The organism is Pseudomonas sessilinigenes (assembly GCF_003850565.1).
Taxonomy (GTDB): Bacteria; Pseudomonadota; Gammaproteobacteria; order Pseudomonadales; family Pseudomonadaceae; genus Aquipseudomonas; species Aquipseudomonas sessilinigenes.
Genome location: NZ_CP027706.1, coordinates 5,775,799 through 5,796,342, shown reverse-complemented (window position 1 = coordinate 5,796,342; position 20,544 = coordinate 5,775,799). Strand labels below are relative to the sequence as shown.

Below are 20,544 nucleotides of genomic sequence, written 5' to 3'. Positions count from 1 at the left end.
CATGGGGTTTTTTATTGTCCCTGGAAAGGGCGGGGTGCTTACAGCTCAGCAGGCTGGATGATCTCGACCCAGTAGCCATCCGGGTCCTTGATGAAGGCCAGGCTCTTCATGCGACCGTCGGTCAGTCGTTTCTGGAAGTCGCAGCCCAGTGCTTCGAAACGTTCGCAGGCAGCGACGACATCCGGTACCGAGATGCAGATGTGGCCGAAACCGCGTGGGTCAGTGTTGCCGTTATGGTAGGCGAACTCAGGATCGTTCTCGGTACCGTGGTTGTGAGTCAGTTCGAGAATGCCGGGGATCGACTTCATCCACTCGGTGCGCGCAGCGGCCTCTGTCGGAATCTGTGCCTTGTCCACCAGCGCAAGGAAATACAGGCTGAATTCGGCCTCAGGGAAGTCACGTTTTTCTACCAGGGAAAACCCCAGGACACGGGTGTAGAAATCCAAGGAGCGAGTGATGTCCTTGACACGCAGCATGGTGTGGTTGAAGACGAAGCGGGCAGTAGCGGCATCGGGCTGGGCTGTCACGCCGGGAAAGGTATTGAGTTCGTTGAGGCTCATGGGCCCTCCTGAAAAAAAGTGCAAGGAGTTGCTCGGGCTCGGGCAACTGCTTGCCAGGCAATGGTTCGGACATCCTTGGGATGGGGCAATGATACGCAACTGCCTGGGATGGCGCCAAACCCAAAGCTCCTGATGTATTGCCCATTCCTGGCGCCAGGCTCAGACTTCCAGGTTCGTTCCCTTGGTGTGCGTTCACATGATCAAGTCGTTTAAATGTCGGATCGCTTCGCTGTTCCTGGTCATGCTGGCCACTGGAGTGCAAGCCGATCCAGAGATCGCCTGGCCCCAGGGTTGGATCGTGGAGCCGATACCTTCCCAGGGTGAGGACCCGACGACCAAGGTTTCCCGGCAGCGGGCGGTGAAGAATGACGCAGCAGGCAATCCGCAAATGGTCATGGAGTTGACCATGACTCAGGTCGCTAGTGGGCATGTGGTCAATCTTCAGGGGGTGTTGTTGGAGATGCGCAAATCGGTGCAAAAGGATTTTGCCCAAGGTGGTTATCAGAGTGTGTGCAACAAGATCCACGCTGCGCAGTTGAGTCGTCTCGATGGATTGGAGACCACTTGCACCATTACCCAGAACGGCCGGCATGTACTGTCGCAAACATTGGTGGCGGCGTTGGATGGAGATAAGGCCTATGTACTTTCATACGCCGGCCAGGCGACTGCTTATACCGATAGTCGGGAAGAAATACTCGCGATACGAAATAACCTGAAACTTTAAATGGGTTTCCAAGGTCAGGGCTTTGATTTTCGCGTGTTACAGGTTCGTTATCGAAAAGGTACTAAGCAAGAAGTTGCTCGCCGCCTGGCCTTATTGCAGGCCGCTTGTAGCGCGGCCTCGAGGCAGTAGGGCGGGGTGATGTGCAGCCGATATTTCCTTAGATGCAGATAGCAATAAGAATATTCTGATGAATGTAAAAAGCCCCGCATATGCGGGGCCTTTGACAGAGTGCGGCTTTGTTCAAGCGCGCAGCCAGGAGTCCACAGTGGCGGCGCCGTACTGCTCTTTCCAGGCTTTCAGGCCGCGATGATTGCCACCCTTGGTTTCAATCAGTTCACCGGTGTGCGGGTTCTGGTAGACCTTGACCACACGGGCGCGGCGCTGTTTAGGCGCATTGGCCTGCGGCAAGCCGGCCTTGCCCAGGTTTGGATCGAGGATCGCGATGATGTCACGCAGGTTCTTGTCGTAGGACTTCATCAGGGCCTGGAGTTTTTCCTCGAACTCGATTTCCTTCTTGAGGCCGGCGTCGTTCTTCAGCGACTCAAGCTGGGCGAGCTGTTCTTGAAGTGCTTTTTCAGCAGCACGAAATTCAGCAAGTCTGGACAATATCTTCACTCCAATAGTCTATTTTTGGCTGATACAAACCACAAACAAAGCTATAAGCCATGAACTGGTTAAGGTTCGATTAAGTGGCCTACCTGTGAATTTTGTACAGGCATGAAAAATTGTAGTAGTTAATGCGCCGAGAGTAAATCATGTTGTTCTTGCTCATCGACTATTTGCCAGTTGATACAAATCGGTGCAGGTCTTGAGTTGTGTGTCGAGCGTTATTTTCAGGTATGGCTATTTAATGGCGCGCGATGCTCCTAACAAACTCCTTGCTGGGCATTGGCCGTCCAAACAAGTAGCCCTGGAGAAAATGCACGCCTTTGTCCAGCAGATAGTCACGCTGTTCGGGAGTTTCAACTCCTTCGGCGACTATACCTAGATCGAGTTTGATCGAGAGTTCGATAATGCTGTCCAGTATATGCAGCGACAGCGCGTCGGCGCCGATCATGGCAACGAAGCTCTGGTCGATCTTCAAATAATCGACATTGAACTTGCGCAGATAGCCCAGGCTGGAATGCCCGGTGCCGAAATCGTCGATGGCAATCATCACCCCCAGTTCGTGCAGCGCGCTGAACAATTGCTGGGTGACGGGGGTGGGCTCGATCAGCTCGCGTTCGGTCAGCTCCAGCACCAGGATCACCTTGCCCGGCGCGAACGCGGCGAGAAACTCCCGGCAATCCTCCAGTAATTGCAAATCCTGGCAATGGCGGGCGGTGATGTTGATATTGATATGGAAACCATCGATGAAGTCGGCGGCGCAGGGCACCAGGGCCTCCCGAGTCTGTTGCAGCAACGAGCGCGTCATGGGCACGATCAGCCCTGTGTGCTCGGCGAAGGGAATGAACAGGTCCGGACGCACCAATCCCTCCCTGGGATGCTGCCAGCGCATCAACACTTCGATACCCGCCCATTGCAAGCTATCGCTACGCACCACCGGCTGGAAGTACGGGATGAACTCCCGGGCCCCCAGCGCCCTGCGCAGTTCATGGCTAGGGGAGACGGCACGTTTTTGCAGCCAATGGGCGAGGGCGCCTGCGGCGGTTCCGAGAAAGATCAGCAAGCTGAACAGCGCCGGGTACTGGCTCCTCATGTAGTGCCAGACACTACCTTCGGCAAAGCCGGCGTCGACACTATAGGGGTAGCGCGACGACTCCAGGTATTGATTGGCCACGGCGGCCCGGGGCGCAATGCCATCGCGCACCTGACCGTCGCTGGACAGCCAATGCTGGCCCACTTGCAAGTGCAATTGGGCGAAGCGGTTGAGCATGCGCAGGGTATTGGTCGGGTGATAACCGTTGATGGCTGCCAGCGCAGCACCTTCCCCGTCACTCAAGCGATAGACCAGTAGCGGGGTGTCGGGAGTGAGATGGTTGCCGTCCATCAGTTGTAGCCGGCCATCCACATAGTTCCCGGGGTCGAGGGACGCGGCGTAGTTGCCCAGGTAGGAACTGCAATAGTTGTTGTTGCGCCATACCAGGTTGGTGGAGCGCACCCACGGCAGACGGGTGACTTGTTCGCGCAGCGCCAGTTGCTGCGCAGCGTTGCAATCTTGCCCGGCCAGGGGCAGCAACGCGCGGGTGGCGCTGTCGGTGTGGTCCAGCATCTGGTCGAACTGCTCGATGGCCTCCTCGGCGGTTTCCAGGCTGGAGCGCAGCAGCGTACGTTGCGCCTGGAAATAGAGAATGACGGCACCGAGCACGATTGGCAGGAGTATCGCCATCAGGGTCCAGAAACTGCGGGTGGCGTGTGTAAGTGGACCTTTGGCGGTCAGCGGCATGGGTCGGACCTGTGGCAGGAGAGGGGCGCGACGCGATGCCGCTTGGGAGCCGGTATTGCAATCATCGCAGGATAGACGGCTTTGCCTGGCCATAGAGACGTTGGGCAAGGTCGATGAAGGCCAGCGTTGCAGGTGAGGACTGGCGTCGGTCCAGCACCGCGATGGCGATCCTGCGTTGCACTGTCGGTTCCAGTGGCCGGTTTGTATAACGTGGATCTGTCCCTTGGGGCAATGAAAACTGGGCGACGATGCTCAAAGCGTCGCCTCGTGCCACGGTTTCCAGGGTGCTGAGCAATTGTGAGCAGCGATAGCGGATATTGGGTTTGAGCCCGGCACCGATGAACAATCGCGAAACCAGCTCTGAGGACCCCGCCTCGGTCAGCACGAATGGATCGTTGCACAACTGTTCCAGACGTACCTGGGGTTCCTGGGCCAGCGGGTGCTCGGCTGGAAGCAGTGCCACCAACTGATCCTCCGCCAGGGCAAAGGTATCGAAGCGTTCCTGGGGCTGCACGACGAAACCCAGATCGATGCGCCGCTCCTCCAGCCACTGCAGGACCTGTCGATCCGGCCCCTCGTCGATGTGCACCTCGATGCCCGGGTACTGGCTGCGAAATTGCGCGAGGATCGGGGGTAGCAGCCGGATGGAAGAGCTAGGGCCGAACGAACCGATGCGCAAGGTGCCACGCTTCATGCCCCGGGCATCGGCTGCCTCCTGTTCCAACGTCGCTGCCAGGCCGAGCATGCCCCGGGCACGTGTCAGCAATTGCTGGCCAATATCGGTGAGTTCGACCTGGGCCTGGTGCCGGTGGAACAGCTCGACCCCCAGCTCCTGTTCCAGGGCGCGAATGGCATGGGACACGGCCGACTGGCTGATGCCCAGGCGCGTTGCAGCGCTGGTGAACCCTTGGAGTTCGGCTACCCGGGAGAAGATTTCCAACTGGGTCAGGGTCATGAGTAAAAGCTCATTTTACGATGATTGGGTATTAGACAAAGAATGCGCTGGCAATACAAACCCTTCTCCCGAGTGCGATGAATATGAGTGAAAGCAGCGTTCATGATTCCCTGGTGGCCAGGCATAGCGACCTGACGGTGTACTGCAAGCTGGCGGCGGTCACCATGATTTGGGGCGGCACCTTCGTGGCGGGACGTTACCTGGCCTCGGGGCTATCGCCGTTGCTGGCCGCCAGCCTGCGGTTTCTCCTGGCCAGCCTGGCCCTGCTTGGCTTCATGGCCATTGCACGCATCCCGCTGGCCCGCCCGAGCCTTCGGCAACTGGGCCAGTTGGCGGTGCTGGGCTTTTCCGGAATCTTCTTCTACAACCTGTGTTTCTTCCTGGGCCTGCAGCAGATCAACGCCTCGCGGGCCTCGTTGATCGTCGCGCTGAACCCGGCGGTGATCGCCCTGGCGTCCTGGGCGTTGTTCAAGGAGCGCTTGAGTCGACGCAAGCTGCTGGGGGTCTCCCTGTGCCTGGGGGGCGCGGCCCTGGTGATCTGCAGCCGTGATCCCTCGGCCTTGATCAGCCAGGCAGGGAGCTGGCGGGGCGACCTGCTGATCCTTGGCTGTGTCTTGGGCTGGGGAGTGTACTCGCTGTTTTCCAAGGGCTTGAACCAGAGCCTGGGGCCCTTGCAGACGGTGACCTACTCGGTGGTGATGGGCACCTTGATGTTGTGCGCCGCGACCCTGGCCCGCGGCGAGTTCGACCTGCAGGCAGTGCTTGGCCTGGACCTGGCCCAGGGCTTGAGCCTGCTGTACCTGGGCGTATTGGGTTCAGCGCTGGCCTACATCTGGTACTACGACGGTTTGCGGCGAATCGGAGCAACCCGCTCTGGGGTGTTCATCGCCCTTAATCCACTGACAGCGGTGATCCTCGGTGCCGTGCTGCTCGGGGAGCAACTGAGCCTGGTGATGGCGTTCGGCGCAGCGTTGATCCTGGGAGGCATCTACCAGTGCAACAAACCCCTTGCGAGCGGGGCAAGAAAGACGATTTTATAAAGAGTGCGGACAAAGGCTTTTACGCTGTGTAGAATCTGGTTACGCATACAATAATAAAGTCTTCTGGCAGCAGAAGCCTGGCCAGCCGGCAAGACAGGACCGATATGAAGATTCTCGGATTCCAACTCATCTATGGTGACTTCCTCGCGCGCAGCGTGCGGGGCATTTCCTGCGCACCACCTGCCTTCCTCAGCATTGATAACAACTAACGTTCCGTTAATTCTAAAAATATGATGAGGCGCCAACCATGGCAGATATCTTTGAAAACCCGATGGGCCTGATGGGCTTTGAATTCATCGAATTCGCATCGCCCACCCCCAATACCCTCGAGCCGATCTTCGAGATCATGGGTTTCACCAAAGTCGCGACCCATCGTTCAAAAGACGTGCACCTGTATCGCCAAGGCGCGATCAACCTGATCCTCAACAACGAACCCCACAGCATCGCTTCCTACTTCGCCGCAGAACACGGCCCGTCGGTATGCGGCATGGCGTTCCGCGTCAAGAACGCCCAGCAGGCCTACGCCCGCGCCCTGGAACTGGGTGCGCAGCCGATCCACGTCGCCACCGGCCCGATGGAGCTGAACCTGCCGGCGATCAAGGGCATCGGCGGCGCGCCGTTGTACCTGATCGACCGCTACGGCGAAGGCAGCTCGATCTATGACATCGACTTCGTGTTCCTCGAAGGCGTGGACCGCAACCCACCAGGTGCGGGCCTGAAGATCATCGACCACCTGACCCACAACGTGTATCGCGGGCGCATGGCCTACTGGGCCGGTTTCTACGAGAAGCTGTTCAACTTCCGCGAGATCCGCTACTTCGACATCAAGGGCGAGTACACCGGCCTGACTTCCAAGGCCATGACCGCTCCGGACGGCATGATCCGCATCCCGCTGAACGAGGAATCGTCCAAGGGCGCAGGCCAGATCGAAGAGTTCCTGATGCAGTTCAACGGCGAAGGCATCCAGCACGTGGCCTTCCTCACCGACGACCTGGTCAAGACCTGGGACGCCCTGAAGAAGATCGGCATGCGCTTCATGACCGCACCGCCTGATACCTACTACGAAATGCTCGAAGGTCGCCTGCCAAACCACGGCGAGCCGGTTGATCAACTGCAATCGCGCGGCATCCTGCTCGACGGTGCGTCGGATAAAGAAGACAAGCGCCTGCTGCTGCAGATCTTCTCGGAAACCCTGATGGGCCCGGTGTTCTTCGAATTCATCCAGCGTAAAGGCGACGATGGCTTCGGCGAGGGCAACTTCAAGGCGCTGTTCGAATCGATCGAACGCGACCAGGTACGTCGTGGTGTGCTCGCTACCGAGTAATCCCCACAAGGCCTGAATCCAGAGCCCGGCCAGGTCTTTCCTGGCCGGGCTTTGTTTTGCCTGTCGGTTGGCGATTGTGAATGTGTTAATGTTCTCGCCTTTGTTTCCCAGCCCTGACCTGTGCCGCGATGAAAACACCCAGACCTTCCCTGACCCTGACCCTGCTACAGGCCCGTGAGGCCGCCATGGCGTTTTTCCGTCCTTCCCTGAACCAGCACGACCTGACCGAGCAGCAATGGCGGGTGATTCGCATCCTGCGCCAGAACGGCGAACTGGAGAGTCACCAGCTGGCGAAGATGGCCTGCATCCTGCCGCCGAGCATGACCGGAGTGCTGACCCGCCTGGAGCGTGACGAATACGTCAGTCGGCGCAAATCCCCGGAAGACCAGCGCCGCCTGTTCATTACCCTGACCGAGAGGGGCCACACCTGCTTCGAGTCGATGAGCGACGACATGGAGGTCAACTACCAGAGGATCCAGCAGCAGTTCGGCGAAGACAAGATGCAGGCCCTGCTGGCCCTGCTCAACGAACTGAAGCAGATCAAACCCTGACGAAGCTTGGCACGGCCGTGGCCGTGCTTCAGTCAGGGCGGGACTGCACGAGGGCCCTCGGGGCCTTGCCCCAGGCTCTTTTACCCACCTTCAAGAGCATCACCTGCGACGCTGGCGCAGCAGATGGCGTGCGCCCTCGATGATCAGCACCACTACCGCCAGCCAGATCGGCACGTACGTCAGCCATTGCCTATCCTTGATGCTTTCTCCCAGCAGCAGCGCCACGCACAGCAGGAGCACCGGCTCCACGTAGCTGAGCAGGCCGAACAGGCTGAAGGCCAGCTGGCGGCTGGCGATGATGTAGCACACCAGGGCCGAGGCGCTGATCAGGCCCAACAAGGGAATCAACAGGTACAGGCGGGGGTAGGCCTCCAGCACGGCGAAGCCTTGTTCACCGCTTTGCACGAACCACAGCGCCACCGGTATCAACAACGCCATGTCCAGCCACAGGCCGCCCAAATGATCGCTTTGCAAGCGCCGGCGCAAGACGAAATACAGTGGGTAACCCACCGCCACCACCAGGGTCGCCCAGGAGAAACTGCCCACCTGGTACAGCTCGTTGAGTACGCCGACGCACGCCAGGAACGCGGCGACCTTCTGCAACCAGGACAGGTGTTCGCCGTAGACGATGCGTCCGGTGAGGATCATCGTCAGCGGCAGCAGGAAGTAGCCTTGGGACACATCCAGGCTGTAGCCGTTGAGCGGTGCCCACATGAACAACCACAACTGCACACCCACCAGGGCCGAGGACAACAGCAGCGCCAGGGCCATGACTGGAGTGTCGCGTACCCGGCGCAACACTTCGCCGACCCGTCGCCATTCACCGGTCAACAGCATGAACACGGTCATGCAGGGGAGGGTGAGGAGCATTCGCCAACCAAAGATCTCCACCCCGGTGAGGGGAGCCAGCAGCGACGTATAGAAATACATGACGGCAAACAGCACCGACGCCAAGACCGATAACGCAATACCTTTCGACACACTGTCCTCGTAAGACCCGGATGCGCAGCGCGCACGGAGTAGGGGAAATAAGCGGGGGCAATATAGAGGGTTTGGCGCGAAATTTTTGCTCTGTTTGCGACATCCCCGAGGGATATTGTTTCGTTTGTGCCACAGGCAGCGCTCGGAAGCCGCCGGTGGCGACCCTTGCGCTGCCACTGGCGCGGCTCAGTCCAGGCGGGCGAAGCGTCCCGGGACGAAGTGGCTGACATCGTTGAACCCTGGGGTCGAAGCGTGCCCCGGCGTGACCAGGGAATCGATGAAGGCCTCGTCCTCGGCACTGATCTGTACAGCCAGGGCCTGGGTATAGGTATCCCACTGGGCCTCGGTGCGAGGGCCGACGATGGCTGAGCTCACGGCCTGGTTGTTCAGCACCCAGGCAATGGCGAACTCGACGATCCCGACCCCTCGGCCCTGGGCGTATTGCTGGATCTGCTGGGCAATGCGCAGGGACTCCACGCGCCATTCGGTCTCCAGGATGCGCTTGTCCTGGCGCCCGGCCCGGCTGCCGCTGTCCGGGGCCGCATCGGGTGCGTACTTGCCACTGAGCACGCCGCGGGCCAGCGGGCTGTAGGGCACCACCCCCAGGCCATAGGCACGGGCTGCGGTGATCTGCTCGGCCTCGGCCTGGCGATTGACGATGTTGTACAAGGGTTGGCTGACGATCGGGCGCTCCACACCCAACTGGTCGGCAATGCGTACCGCGTCGGCGATCCGCCAGCCCCGATAGTTGGACAGCCCCCAGTGGCGGATCTTGCCCTGGCGCAGCAGGTCGCCAATGGCCGCGATGCTCACCTCCAGCGGCGTGCCGTGGTCCTCGCGGTGCAGGTAGTAGATATCCAGGTAATCGGTACCCAGTCGCGTCAGGCTGGCTTCGATGGCATTGAAGATGTGCTTGCGGCTCAGGCCGCTGCGGTTGGGCACGCCGTCCGTGGGGCCGAAGCCGACCTTGGAGGCCAGGACCCACTCATGGCGATGCCTGGCGATGGCTTCACCGACGATTTCCTCGGAGCGGCCCTGGGTATAGACGTCAGCGGTATCGATGAAGTTGATCCCTTGGTCCCAGGCCTTGTCGATGATGCGCAGCGAGTCTTCGGTGCTGGTCTGCTCACCGAACATCATGGTGCCCAGGGTCAGGCTGGAAACCTTGAGGCCGGAGTGGCCGAGGAGGCGATAGCTCATGGTGCGAAGTCCTTGTGCTAGAGAGGTGGCCGGAGTTTTGGCCGTTGGGACCGAGCATCAAATACCAGAACCACCTACCAGGGCAATGCCTGTCATGGACACAGTTCACGACAGCGCTGGACCAGGAACCCGTGCAGCAGGCGCACCCGCTCGGACACCTGCAAGCGATGCGGGCACAGCAGGTTGAAGGGCAGTGGCTCCCCTTGCCAGTCCGTGAGCAGCGGCACCAGGCGCCCGGCGCGAAGGTCCTCGGCCACATCCAGTCGGGCCTTGTAGACCAGGCCATGGCCGGCGAGGGCCCAGCGACGGGCCACCTCGCCGTCGTCGCACGCGTAGTCGCCGCGCACCTGGACCTCGCGCACCTGGTCGTCCCGGCTGAAGCGCCAGAGGTCGTAGAGCTGGCCGTCGCGCAGGTAGAGCAGGGCGCTGTGCCCGGCCAGGTCCTCGGGCACTTGCGGTGTGCCATGGCGGGCCAGGTACTGCGGGCTGGCGCAGACCACCCGGTGATGCACGGCCAGGATCGGCAGGGCCACCAGGCTGGAATCCCCGGGCACGCCAAAGCGCAGGGCCACATCCACGCTCTCGCGGAACAGGTCGGCATGGCGGTCGTTGAGCTGCAGTTGCAGGCGCAGTTGCGGGTGCTGGTTCTTGAACTCGTCGAGCCAGGGCAGCAACGCGTTGCGCCCGAAATCCGAAGGGGCCGACAGCTGCAGCACGCCGCATAGGCCCTGGCCCTGCTGCCTGAGCGCCTGTTCGCCATCCTCCAGGGTGGCCAGGGCCAGGCGCACGCTGTCCAGGTAGCGGCGGCCCTCCGGGGTCAGGCGCAGGCTGCGGGTGGAACGGGCCAGCAGGCGACTGCCCAGGCGGGTTTCCAAGCGCTTCAAGGCAATGCTGGCGGCCGCCGCGGTGATGCCGAGGCTACGCGCCGCTGCGGAAATACTGCCTTCGTCGGCGATGCGAACGAAGATCTCCAGGTCGAGGATCGAGCTCATTGATAAAAATCCTTTAAAGATCTTTGCGTTTTAAGCGGATTTTTCTCCGATTGGCAAGCTGTGAAGATGTAATTCCTTTCCTTCACAACAGGTGATCGCAATGACTCTTTCCAATCCAGGCTTGCACCAGCAGACCGTCGTGGTCATCGGGGCCGGCAGTGGCATCGGCGCCGCCGTGGCGCACCAGGCCGCCGCCCGTGGCGCCCGGGTAGTGCTGGCCGGGCGCGATCTTAAGGCCTTGCAGCGCCAGCAGGCACGCCTGCCGGAGTCGGCCCGGGCGCTGAGCGTGGACATCACCGACAGCGCCAGCCTGGAGGCCTTGTTCCAGGCCGTGGGCGCCTTCGAGCACTTGGTGATCAGCGCCGGTCCGGCCATCGTTCCCAAACCCTTGGCCGACACCGACCTGCACGATGCCCAGCGGGCTTTCGAGGTCAAGTTCTGGGGCGTATGGCGGGCCGTGCAGGCTGCACTGCCGTACCTGGCGGCCCGGGGCAGCATCAGCCTGACCTCGGGCATGTTGTCGCGCAAGATGGTCCCCGGGCAGGTACTCAAGACCACCCTCAATGCCGCCCTCGATGCCCTGGGCAAGCACCTGGCCAAGGAGCTGGCGCCACGGCGGGTGAACGTCATCAGCCCGGGGATCACCGATACCGAGGCCTACGCTGGCATGTCCGCCGATGCCCGCGCGGCGATGTTCGCCAAGGCGGCCGCGAGCTTGCCGGTCGGCCGGGTCGGGGAGCCGGGGGAGGTGGCGGCGGCTTTCATCCTGGCCATGGAGAACGGCTTCATCAACGGCAGCCTGATCGATGTCGACGGCGGAGGCCTGTTGTGAACTGGCGCTTCGACCACCTGGCCTTCAACACCGATGGTGGCTCGACGCTGCCTGAGGCCTTTGCCGAACTACTGGGGCTGCATGCGGGCCGCCGTCCGCCGTTTCCGTTCCCCGGGCGCTGGCTGTACCAGGATGATCAGGCGCTGGTGCATGTCATCGAGCAGGACGCTTGCCCCACGCCACAGCTGAGCCATATCGCCTTCAGCACCCAGGAGGCCGCCGCAGCGGTCTTGCTGCGGGTGCAGGCCAGCGGTCTTGAGCACCAGGTGGCGCAGGTGCCGGAAGATGGCCTCTGGCAGATCTTCGTGCGCCTGCCCGGGGGCCTGGTGCTGGAACTGGATGCCCCGGCATCGGGGGCGTTGGCCAGCAGTCATGATTACGCCCTGCACCCTGGCGCACCGGACTGACCCCCACCACGAAAAAAGCCCGTTCCAGCCGATGCTCGAACGGGCTTTTGCCGCAGCCGGGGCTCAGCGATGCAAGGTACGGGTCATGCGCAGGGCCAACAGGGCGCCGGCGACGATCACGGCCGCCAGCAGGTACAAGGCGGCATCGGTGGAACCAGTGCTGTCCTTGACCCAGCCGACGATGTAGGGGCTGAGGAAACCGGCCATCTGGCCCATGGAGTTGATCAATGCCAGGCCACCGGCAGCCGCCCCGGCGCTGAGCAGCGCCGTAGGCACTGGCCAGAACATCGGCAGGCCGGTGAGGGCACCCATGGTGGCGATGCTCAGGCCGAGGATGGCGATGGCCGGGTTGGCGGCGAAGTTCACCGCGATCAGCAGCCCCACGGCGCCCATCAGCATCGGCACCACCAGGTGCCAGCGGCGCTCCTTGTTCAGGTCCGCCGAACGTCCCACCAGCAGCATGAACACGGCCGCCAGCAGGTAGGGAATCGCGCTGAGCCAGCCGATCACCAGGTTATCGGCAAAACCGAGGTTCTTGATGATTGACGGCAGCCAGAAGTTGATGGCGTAGACCCCGCTCTGGATGCAGAAGTAGACCAGGCCGAAGGCCCAGATCGCCGGGTTCTTGAACACCTGGGCCAGGGAGTCGCTGGCAGTCTTGGGCTGGTTGGCGGCGTCTTCGGCCTGGTCGGCCTCCAGCACCGCACGCTCGGCCGGGCTCAGCCACTTGGCGTGGGCGAAGCCGTCGCTGAGCAGGAAGTACGCCAGGGCACCCAGCACCACCGTCGGAATGCCTTGCAGCAGGAACATCCACTGCCAGCCGGCGAGGCCGCCCTGGCCTGCGGCGAAGTGGTTGAGGATCCAGCCGGAGAACGGGCTGCCCAAAAGGCCCGAGACCGGGATCGCCGACATGAACAGGGCCATGATCCGGCCACGGCGGAAGGTCGGGAACCACTGCGACAGGTACAGCACCACGCCAGGGAAGAAGCCGGCTTCGGCAGCGCCGGTGAACAGGCGCAGGGTGTAGAACTGGGTCGGCGTAGTGACGAACAGCAGGCAGGTGGACAGCGTGCCCCAGGCGATCATCATCAGGGCGATCCAGCGCCGCGGGCCGAAGCGGGTCAGCGCCAGGTTGCTGGGCACGCCGCACAGCACGTAGCCGATGAAGAAGATCCCGGCGCCCAGGCCGTAGACCGTTTCACTGAATTTCAGGGCGTCGAGCATCTGCAACTTGGCGAAGCCGACGTTGACCCGGTCCAGGTAGTTGAACAGGTAGCAGATGAAGATGAAGGGGATCAGGCGCAGGGTGATGCGCTTGTAGACGGCATTCTTGTCGTCAGCCTGGGCCAGTGCGGCAGCGGCTCTGTGTGACATGGTGTGTCTCTCTTTATTATGATTTTTCACGGTGCAAGGGTAACGTTGACCGCCCTGAGAGTCTCGGCCACCCCGGTGCCGCTGTCTTTGTGCCGGCGCACAGCGAATGGTTTCAGGGCCTGTGCCAGCGAACAACGCCGTACGGTTTGCAGTCCCGTCTTAGTCGCATCAGCCTCAAGGATCATCCCCCTATGTTCGAACTCGATCATGACCTGGCCCAGGACATCGTCGACCGCACGATGGCCATCCTGCCTTATAACGTCAATGTCATGGACAGCCAGGGCCTGATCCTCGGCAGCGGCGAGCCGGAACGTATCAACACCCGCCACGAAGGTGCACAACTGGTGCTGGCCAACGGCCGCGTGGTGGAGATCGACGAACCTACCGCATGCCGGCTCAAGGGCGTGCAGCCGGGGATCAACCTGCCGTTGCTGCACGACCAGCGCCTGATCGGCGTGCTGGGCATCACCGGCGATCCAGCGCTGTTGCGTACCTATGCCGAGCTGGTGCGCATGACCGCCGAGATGCTGGTGAGCCAGCGCCATCAGCAGGCCGAGCAGCAATGGCGGCGCCAACGTTGCGACGATCTGCTGGCATTGCTGCTGGGCGAGGGGGGCGACTCGCCGCGCCTGGTGGATGAGGCCCGGCAAATGGGACTCAAGCCACAACTGGCGCGTACGCCTTATCTGTTCGAGCTCGCCCCGGGGCAGAACGTCGAAGCCCTCAGTGCCTGGCTGCTGTCGCGTTACCCGGACAGCTGGTGCGTCAGCGCGGCGCAGACCTCGCTGCTCTGGTGTCGACCGGCGACCCTGAGCCTGGACAACCCGCGGTTGCTGGAAAAGCTCGCCAGCCAGGGTTGGAGCATCGTGCGGGTGGCCGTGGGCGGGCAGGCCGATGGCCTGCCCGGGCTGCGTCGCTGCTATCGCCGGGTGGGCGACCTGCTGGCCTACGGTCGCGACATCCTGCCGGATACCCGGGTGTTGACCCTGGATCGCTACCGCTTGCCGGTCATGCTCTGGCGCCATCGCAACGACGATGCCCTGGACGAGCTGCTCAGCCCTTTGCGCAAGGTCCTGGCCAAGGACAGCAATGGCCAGTTGATCGCGACCCTGCGCAGTTGGTGCGACCACGACGGCCAGAGCCAGGCCTGTGCCGATGCCTTGGGCATCCACCGTAACAGCCTGCGCTATCGCATGGAGCGCATCACCGAACTCAGTGGCGTCGACCCTTTACGCCTGGACGGCATGCTCTCGCTGTACCTGGCCGTGCAACTGCTACCCCAGCAACCCGCCTCCCAATTCCCTCCTGAATAACGGCGGTGCCGGTATTACGGGTGCTGCGTCCCCGGTCGCAGCCCCATCATCCCGACTGCGCGGGTTGTAGCAATGAACAATAAAGTGCCTGCGTCCTTGTGCAGCGGACTGGCGTCAGCCGCTGCGGCAAATGGCAGCATGGCGCCACAAGAACCGGAGATAGCCCCATGAAGATCATCATCGCCCCCGACTCGTTCAAGGACAGCCTGAGTGCCGAAGGCGTGGCCCAGGCCATCGCCCAGGGGCTGGTCGAGGCCTGGCCCGAAGCCCAGGTGCTGCAGTGCCCGATGGCCGATGGTGGCGAGGGCACGGTGGAGTCGGTACTCGCCGCATGCCAGGGGCAACTGCGCAGCACCCGGGTCCAGGGCCCGCTGGGTAGCGAAGTGCAGGCCCGCTGGGGCTGGCTGGCATCGAGCCACACGGCGATCATCGAAATGGCCGAGGCCAGTGGCCTGCAACTGGTGCCGCCAGGCCAGCGCGATGCCTGCCACAGCAGCACCTTCGGTACCGGTGAATTGATCCAGGCGGCCCTGGACGCCGGCGCCCGGCGCATCATCCTGGCCATCGGCGGCAGCGCCACCAACGACGGCGGGGCTGGAGCCCTGCAAGCCCTGGGGCTCAAGCTGCTGGACCGTCGGGGCCAGGTGCTGCCCCGGGGTGGCCTGGCCCTGGCCGACCTGGCCAGCATCGAGCTCGATGCCATGGACCCGCGCCTGGCCCAGGTGCGTTTCGAGATCGCCGCCGACGTCAACAACCCACTGTGTGGCGAGCAGGGGGCCTCGGCCATCTTCGGCCCGCAAAAGGGCGCCTCGGCGCAGCAGGTCCAGGCCCTGGACCAGGCACTGGGGCACTTTGCCGATCTCTGCGCCCAGGTGCTGCCCAGGGACGTGCGTGACGAACCCGGTAGTGGCGCCGCCGGTGGCCTGGGATTCGCCGCCAAGGCGTTTCTCGGCGCGAGGTTCCGCCCCGGGGTGGAAGTGGTCGCCGAGCTGGTAGGGCTGGAACAGGCGGTGCGTGGCGCCGACCTGGTAATCACTGGCGAAGGACGCTTCGATGCCCAGACCCTGCGTGGCAAGACGCCCTTCGGCGTGGCACGGATCGCTCGCCAGCAGGGGGTGCCGGTGATCGTCATCGCCGGCACCCTCGGCGAGGGCTACCAGCAGATGTATGCCCATGGCGTGGACGCGGCCTTCGCCCTGACCTCCGGGCCCATGAGCCTGGAACAGGCCTGCGCCGAGGCCCCGCGATTGTTGCGCGAGCGGGCGGCGGACATCGCCCGGCTCTGGCGCCTGGCCGCTACCCGCCAGGCCAGTGTCTAACAGGCCGTTGAAAAATGTAGGCGAGGCAGCCAGCGCAAGGCGAAAACAGGCGAAAAAGCGCAATTTACATGTGGTAAATGAGCATTTTGACCGGGCTGGCGCACCAGCCTGTTTTCAACGCAGCGATGGCAACGCAGGTAGATTTTCAACGGTCTGCTAGCGCAAGCCCCGCTCAGTAGACCCCACCCTCGCTGCTGGGGGCGTCCTGGGCCTTGTACTGCCCGGCCAGGTTCTGCAAGCCCTTCATCAGCACCGTGGTATCGACCCCCACCGCGACGAAGTTGGCCCCCAGCTCGATGCAGCGCCGGGCCAGGCCCTGGTCGGCACTGAGGATGCCCGCGGCCTTGCCGGCCTGGCGCACCCGCAGGATGGCGTCCTCGATCGCCGCGACCACCTGGGGATGTCCGGGATTGCCGCGATGACCCATGGCCGCCGACAGGTCGGCCGGGCCGATGAAGACCCCGTCGACCCCCTCCACCCGGACGATCTCGTCCAGGTTGCGCAAGCCCTCCAGGTTCTCGATCTGCACCAGCAGGCACATGTGTTCGTCGGCCTGGTCCAGGTAGCCGGGGATGCTGTTCCAGCGTGAGGCCCGGGCCAGGGCGCTGCCGACCCCGCGAATGCCCTGGGGCGGATAACGCATGGCGCTGACCAGCTGGCGCGCCTGGGCCGCGCTTTCGACCATGGGCACCAACAGGGTCTGGGCACCGATATCCAGCAACTGCTTGATCAGCGCGGTATCGCCGATCGGCGGGCGGACGATGCCGTGGGCGCCGTAGGGGGCGATGGCCTGCAATTGCCCCAGCAAGCTGCGCAGGTCGTTGGGGGCGTGCTCGCCGTCCAGCAGCAGCCAGTCGAAACCGGCATTGGCCGCCAGCTCGGCGCAGTAGGCATTGGCCAGGCCCAGCCACAGGCCGATCTGTGGCTCGCTGCCTTGCAGGCGTTGCTTGAACAGGTTCTGCGGCATGTCCATGGCGTTCTCCTCAGACGAAACGGCAGGCGATGCTGCCCAGTTGGTCGTAGTCGACGTGGAATACATCCCCCGGGCGTGCGGCCACCGGACGGGTGAACGAGCCGCCAAGGATGATCTGCCCGGCTTCCAGGCCGACGTCGTAGGCTGCCAGCTTGTTGGCCAGCCAGGCCACGCCCTTGGCCGGGTGGTTGAGCACCGCGGCCGAGACCCCGGACTCTTCGATCACACCATTGCGGTACAGCACCGCCGGCACCTTGCGCAGGTCCACGTCGCCGGGGCGCACGGCCCGGCCACCCATCACCACCCCGGCGTTGGCGGCGTTGTCGGAAATGGTATCGAAGACCTTGCGCGTGGCCTGGGTCTGCGGGTCTACCTGCTGGATGCGCGCGTCGATGATCTCCAGCGCCGGGATCACCCAGTCGGTGGCTTCCAGTACATCGAACAGGGTGCAGCCGGGGCCCTTGAGGGGCTTGCCGAGGATGAACGCCAGCTCCACCTCGACCCGCGGCACGATGAAGCGCTGGAAGGGAATGTCACTGCCTTCCTCGAACAGCATGTCGTCCAGCAGGGCGCCGAAGTCCGGCTCGCTGATGTTCGACGACACCTGCATCGCCCGGGAGGTGAGGCCGATCTTGTGGCCCACCAGCCGGCGGCCGTCGCGGATCTTGCGTTCCACCCAGCTGCGCTGGATCGCATAGGCATCCTCGATGCGGATGTTCGGGTATTCCAGGGACAGCTGGCCGATCTGTTCGCGGCTGCGTTCGGCGGCGTCGAGGCGCGCCGCGGCCTGTTGGATGTCGGAGGGGCTGAGCATGTTCATTTCTCTTGTGGATTGACGATAGGGGCCGGTACCCAGAGCACCAGCCAGGCGCCCAGGGCGATCAGCAGAGCCAGGGCATACAGCGCCAGGCTGGCGCTTTGGGTGGCGTCACGCACCACGCCGATCAGGTAAGGCGCGAGGAAGGCCGCGACGCTGCCGAAGGAACTGATCAGGGCGATGCCCGCCGCCTGGGTATTGCTGGCCAGAAAGGCCGGTGGCAGTTGCCAGAACATCGGCAATGCGGCGCTGGCGCCCATGCCCGCCACCACCAGGCCGAACATCACCAGCCAGGGGTTCTGTGGCGCCAGGGCGGTCAGCGCCAAACCCAGGCAGGCCATCAGCAGTGGCACGGCCAGGTGCCAGCGGCGTTCGCGCAGGTGGTCCGAGGAGCGGCCGACCGCCAGCATGAACAGGCAGCCAGCCAGGTAGGGCAGGGCGCTGAGCAGGCCGACGTCGCTGTCCCCGGCCACACCGGAATGGTGGATCAGGGTCGGCATCCAGAAGGCGATGGTGTTGACCGCCAGCATCACCGCGAAATAGATGCCCACCAGCAGCCAGGCGTGGCGGTCCTTGAGGATGTCGCTGAAGCGGTTGATGGATTTGCGCTGCTCCTCTTGCTGCTGGGCCTTGTGCAACCAGGCCTTTTGCGCGGCGCTGAGCCATGTGGCCTGGTCGATGCTGTCCGGCAATGCCTTGAGCACCAGCAGCCCGAGCAGCACCACCGGCAGGCCCTCGATCAAAAACATCCATTGCCAGCCGCGCAAGCCGCCCCGGTCATGGAAGTTCTCCAGGATCCAGCCCGACAGCGGGCCGCCCAGGACCCCGGCCATGGGCACGGCGATGGCGAACAGCGCGGTGGCCTGGCCACGGCGGCCGGCCGGGAACCAGCGGTTGAGCAGCACCAGGATGCCGGGAAAGAAGCCGGCCTCGGCCACCCCCAGCAAGAAGCGCAGTACATAGAAACCCCAGGCGTCCTGAACCAGCATCAGCGCGCTGGACAACAGCCCCCAGACCAGCATCAGCAGGGCGATCCAGCGCCGTGGCCCGACCCGCTCCAGGGCCAGGTTGCTGGGCACGCCGAACAGCGCGTAGGCGATGAAGAACAACCCGGCGCCCAGGCCGTAGACGCTGTCGCTGAAGCCCAGGTCCTGGGTCATCTGCAACTTGGCAAAGCCGATGTTGATCCGGTCCAGGTGGGCGAAGATGTAGCAGACGAACAGCAATGGCATCAGGCGCCAGGTGATCTTGCGATAGCAATCGTTGGCCTCGGCCAGCGGGGCCTGGGCAATGGCAGGGCGGGACATGGGCGTGGCCTCGTTGTTGTTCTTGTGGGTTGCGCAAGCCGTGGGTTACGGCGGCTACAGCGACTTGAGGAAGGCGTGGACGTTGTTGTGCTTGAAGTTGAGCTCGGCCTCCAGCTCGCTCATCTCGAACGACAGGGCCAGCAAGCGCTGGGCCTGCAATTGGGCGAAGTGCGCCTTGATGATCTCGAACAGGCCCTCGGCCACCTGGCGCCGGGTTTCAAGGTCGCGCCCGGCCCCCACTTGCAGGCGCATATGGACGAAGGCGTAGTCATGCTTGCCGTCGGCCATGCGCCAGGTGTCCAGGCGCACCCCGCGGCTGCGGATGCCACCCAGGGGGAACACGCCACTGGCGCCCAGGTAGTCGTGGACCTTTTCGAACAGCCCCGGCAGATCGGCCTGGGCTTCGATGTTGTCGGTGTATTCAGCGATGAAATGCGGCACGGGAACCTCCTTTGTGGGCAGCGGCAAGTGGCAAGCCGCAAGCTGCAAGAGGGATCTCCTGTGGCTGGGGCTCGCGGCTCACCGCTGCTCTTGGCGTTTTCTTGCAGCTCGTAGCTAGAAGCTTGTCGCTGCCTTCACAACGGAAAAATGGCGTTGATCTGGCCGGTGCCGGAGCTGCCGAACAGCGGCGTGACGATCTCGGCCGGGCGGTTGTACTCGGGGCCGCCCAGCAGCCCGAGGAGCATCGCCGTGTCGTGCATCTTGCCTTCGCCATAGCAGTGCTCGGCGTAGTCGGGGAGCATCGCGCAGAACTCGCGGAAGCGGCCCTGCTGCCACAACTCCACCACGCGCTGGTCGACCTGCTTGTCGAATTCCCGGGTCCAGTTGTGGATGTTGGCCTCGGCCTCGCGGTCATCGGAAAACCGGTGGGACAGGGAGCCGGAGGCCAGCACCAGGACCTTGCGGTCGCTCTTCTCGATGGCCCGGCGCACGGCGGCGCCGAAGGTGAAGCTGTCGGCCAGCTTGTGCCAGGCGCACCAGGCGGCGATGGACACCACCTGGAAATGCTCGGCGGCGGGCACGTCCATGTGCATGTAGCGCATGGGCACCAGGGTCCCGTACTCCAGCTCCAGGCTGGGGATGTTATGGGCCAGGGTACGCACGTCGGCGGCGTTGGCCTCGGCGGCGATCAACTCCCCCAGCGCCGGGCAGCCCGGGTAGTCGTAGGTCATGTTCTTGATAAAATGCGGCAGCTCGTTGCTGGTGTAGGTGCCGTTGAACACCTCGCCGCAATTGATGTGGTAGCCGCTGTTGACCAGCCAGTGCACATCGAACACCACCGCGGTGTCGGCGCCCAGGGCCCGGGCCCGGCGAGCGATTTCCTTGTGCCCGGCGATGGCCGCCTCGCGGCAGCCGTGGTGCTTGCCCGGCAACTCGGACAGGTACATCGATGGAACGTGGCAGACCTTGGCGGCCATGACGACTTCGCCCATGGTGCTTCTCCTGAAACATCTTATTGTTGGGGGGATCCGGGACGGTCCTGAACCTT

21 protein-coding genes are annotated in these 20,544 nt (G+C 63.2%); 8 read left to right on the top strand and 13 right to left on the bottom strand.

The genetic code is table 11. From position 1 onward, the window contains the following. Positions 1-38 precede the first annotated feature (38 nt). Positions 39-560: a lactoylglutathione lyase gene (gloA, locus tag C4K39_RS26540; RefSeq protein ID WP_068580758.1), complete on the bottom strand. Its 522-nt coding sequence runs from the start codon at positions 558-560 to the stop codon at positions 39-41. A 196-nt stretch (positions 561-756) separates the two neighbouring features. On the opposite strand from gloA, the gene C4K39_RS26535 reads away from it, so the two are divergent. Beyond that, entirely contained in the window at positions 757-1,284 is a 528-nt protein-coding gene (locus C4K39_RS26535) for a DUF4946 domain-containing protein (RefSeq protein ID WP_068580762.1), read from the top strand. Positions 1,285-1,524: 240 nt separating this feature from the next. On the opposite strand, the gene C4K39_RS26530 is transcribed toward C4K39_RS26535, so the two are convergent. The 3 genes from C4K39_RS26530 to C4K39_RS26520 form a co-directional block, all read right to left on the bottom strand. Next, entirely contained in the window at positions 1,525-1,890 is a 366-nt protein-coding gene (locus tag C4K39_RS26530) for a histone-like nucleoid-structuring protein, MvaT/MvaU family (protein WP_068580765.1), read from the bottom strand. A gap of 241 nt (positions 1,891-2,131) precedes the next feature. Continuing rightward, positions 2,132-3,670: an EAL domain-containing protein gene (locus tag C4K39_RS26525; protein ID WP_068588141.1), complete on the bottom strand. Its 1,539-nt coding sequence runs from the start codon at positions 3,668-3,670 to the stop codon at positions 2,132-2,134. Positions 3,671-3,731: 61 nt separating this feature from the next. Then, positions 3,732-4,625 carry a LysR family transcriptional regulator gene (locus C4K39_RS26520; RefSeq protein WP_124347822.1) on the bottom strand — a complete coding sequence of 298 codons (894 nt, stop codon included), beginning with the start codon at positions 4,623-4,625 and terminating at the stop codon, positions 3,732-3,734. 83 nt (positions 4,626-4,708) lie between these two features. Between C4K39_RS26520 and C4K39_RS26515 the strand changes: the two genes are divergently transcribed. The 3 genes from C4K39_RS26515 to hpaR all read left to right on the top strand — a co-directional run bounded on the left by C4K39_RS26515 (position 4,709) and on the right by hpaR (position 7,540). Further along, complete coding sequence (locus tag C4K39_RS26515) at positions 4,709-5,665, top strand: DMT family transporter (RefSeq protein WP_124347821.1); 957 nt, start codon at positions 4,709-4,711, stop codon at positions 5,663-5,665. A 247-nt stretch (positions 5,666-5,912) separates the two neighbouring features. Continuing rightward, complete coding sequence (gene hppD, locus C4K39_RS26510; protein WP_022639100.1) at positions 5,913-6,989, top strand: 4-hydroxyphenylpyruvate dioxygenase; 1,077 nt, start codon at positions 5,913-5,915, stop codon at positions 6,987-6,989. A gap of 128 nt (positions 6,990-7,117) precedes the next feature. Beyond that, a complete protein-coding gene (gene hpaR / locus C4K39_RS26505) occupies positions 7,118-7,540 on the top strand; it encodes a homoprotocatechuate degradation operon regulator HpaR (protein ID WP_068588147.1) in 423 nt (140 codons plus the stop codon). Between the two features lie 99 nt (positions 7,541-7,639). Here the strand turns inward: hpaR and rarD are convergent, their stop codons facing one another. The 3 genes from rarD to C4K39_RS26490 form a co-directional block, all read right to left on the bottom strand. Continuing rightward, the gene (rarD, locus tag C4K39_RS26500) at positions 7,640-8,521 is read right to left on the bottom strand and encodes an EamA family transporter RarD (protein ID WP_124347820.1); all 882 of its coding nucleotides are present in this window, start codon (positions 8,519-8,521) and stop codon (positions 7,640-7,642) included. Positions 8,522-8,707: 186 nt separating this feature from the next. Further along, entirely contained in the window at positions 8,708-9,721 is a 1,014-nt protein-coding gene (locus C4K39_RS26495; protein WP_124347819.1) for an aldo/keto reductase, read from the bottom strand. Positions 9,722-9,813: 92 nt separating this feature from the next. Next, positions 9,814-10,713, bottom strand: coding sequence for a LysR family transcriptional regulator (locus C4K39_RS26490; protein ID WP_124347818.1), 900 nt, complete (start codon positions 10,711-10,713; stop codon positions 9,814-9,816). A 100-nt stretch (positions 10,714-10,813) separates the two neighbouring features. Between C4K39_RS26490 and C4K39_RS26485 the strand changes: the two genes are divergently transcribed. Next, a complete protein-coding gene (locus C4K39_RS26485; RefSeq protein WP_124347817.1) occupies positions 10,814-11,545 on the top strand; it encodes an SDR family oxidoreductase in 732 nt (243 codons plus the stop codon). Continuing rightward, positions 11,542-11,952, top strand: a complete 411-nt coding sequence (locus C4K39_RS26480) for a VOC family protein (protein WP_124347816.1) — start codon at positions 11,542-11,544, stop codon at positions 11,950-11,952. The genes C4K39_RS26485 and C4K39_RS26480 overlap by 4 nt, the downstream gene beginning before the upstream one ends. Positions 11,953-12,015: 63 nt before the next feature. On the opposite strand, the gene C4K39_RS26475 is transcribed toward C4K39_RS26480, so the two are convergent. After that, positions 12,016-13,326, bottom strand: coding sequence for an MFS transporter (locus C4K39_RS26475; RefSeq protein WP_124347815.1), 1,311 nt, complete (start codon positions 13,324-13,326; stop codon positions 12,016-12,018). Between the two features lie 191 nt (positions 13,327-13,517). Here C4K39_RS26475 and C4K39_RS26470 point away from each other — a divergent pair, with 191 nt between their 5' ends. Together C4K39_RS26470 and C4K39_RS26465 are read left to right on the top strand one after the other, a co-directional pair. After that, positions 13,518-14,639, top strand: coding sequence for a sugar diacid recognition domain-containing protein (locus C4K39_RS26470; RefSeq protein ID WP_068588167.1), 1,122 nt, complete (start codon positions 13,518-13,520; stop codon positions 14,637-14,639). A gap of 167 nt (positions 14,640-14,806) precedes the next feature. After that, the gene (locus tag C4K39_RS26465) at positions 14,807-15,958 is read left to right on the top strand and encodes a glycerate kinase (RefSeq protein ID WP_124347814.1); all 1,152 of its coding nucleotides are present in this window, start codon (positions 14,807-14,809) and stop codon (positions 15,956-15,958) included. A gap of 172 nt (positions 15,959-16,130) precedes the next feature. On the opposite strand, the gene hpaI is transcribed toward C4K39_RS26465, so the two are convergent. From hpaI to hpaD, 5 genes are all read right to left on the bottom strand, one after another. Next, complete coding sequence (gene hpaI, locus C4K39_RS26460; protein WP_124347813.1) at positions 16,131-16,931, bottom strand: 4-hydroxy-2-oxoheptanedioate aldolase; 801 nt, start codon at positions 16,929-16,931, stop codon at positions 16,131-16,133. A 10-nt stretch (positions 16,932-16,941) separates the two neighbouring features. Continuing rightward, positions 16,942-17,745, bottom strand: a complete 804-nt coding sequence (hpaH, locus tag C4K39_RS26455) for a 2-oxo-hept-4-ene-1,7-dioate hydratase (protein ID WP_124347812.1) — start codon at positions 17,743-17,745, stop codon at positions 16,942-16,944. Positions 17,746-17,747: 2 nt separating this feature from the next. Beyond that, entirely contained in the window at positions 17,748-19,055 is a 1,308-nt protein-coding gene (locus C4K39_RS26450; RefSeq protein ID WP_124347811.1) for an MFS transporter, read from the bottom strand. 54 nt (positions 19,056-19,109) lie between these two features. Next, positions 19,110-19,496, bottom strand: coding sequence for a tautomerase family protein (locus C4K39_RS26445; protein ID WP_068588180.1), 387 nt, complete (start codon positions 19,494-19,496; stop codon positions 19,110-19,112). A 134-nt stretch (positions 19,497-19,630) separates the two neighbouring features. Continuing rightward, positions 19,631-20,488, bottom strand: coding sequence for a 3,4-dihydroxyphenylacetate 2,3-dioxygenase (gene hpaD, locus C4K39_RS26440; RefSeq protein WP_053130720.1), 858 nt, complete (start codon positions 20,486-20,488; stop codon positions 19,631-19,633). Positions 20,489-20,544 lie beyond the last annotated feature (56 nt).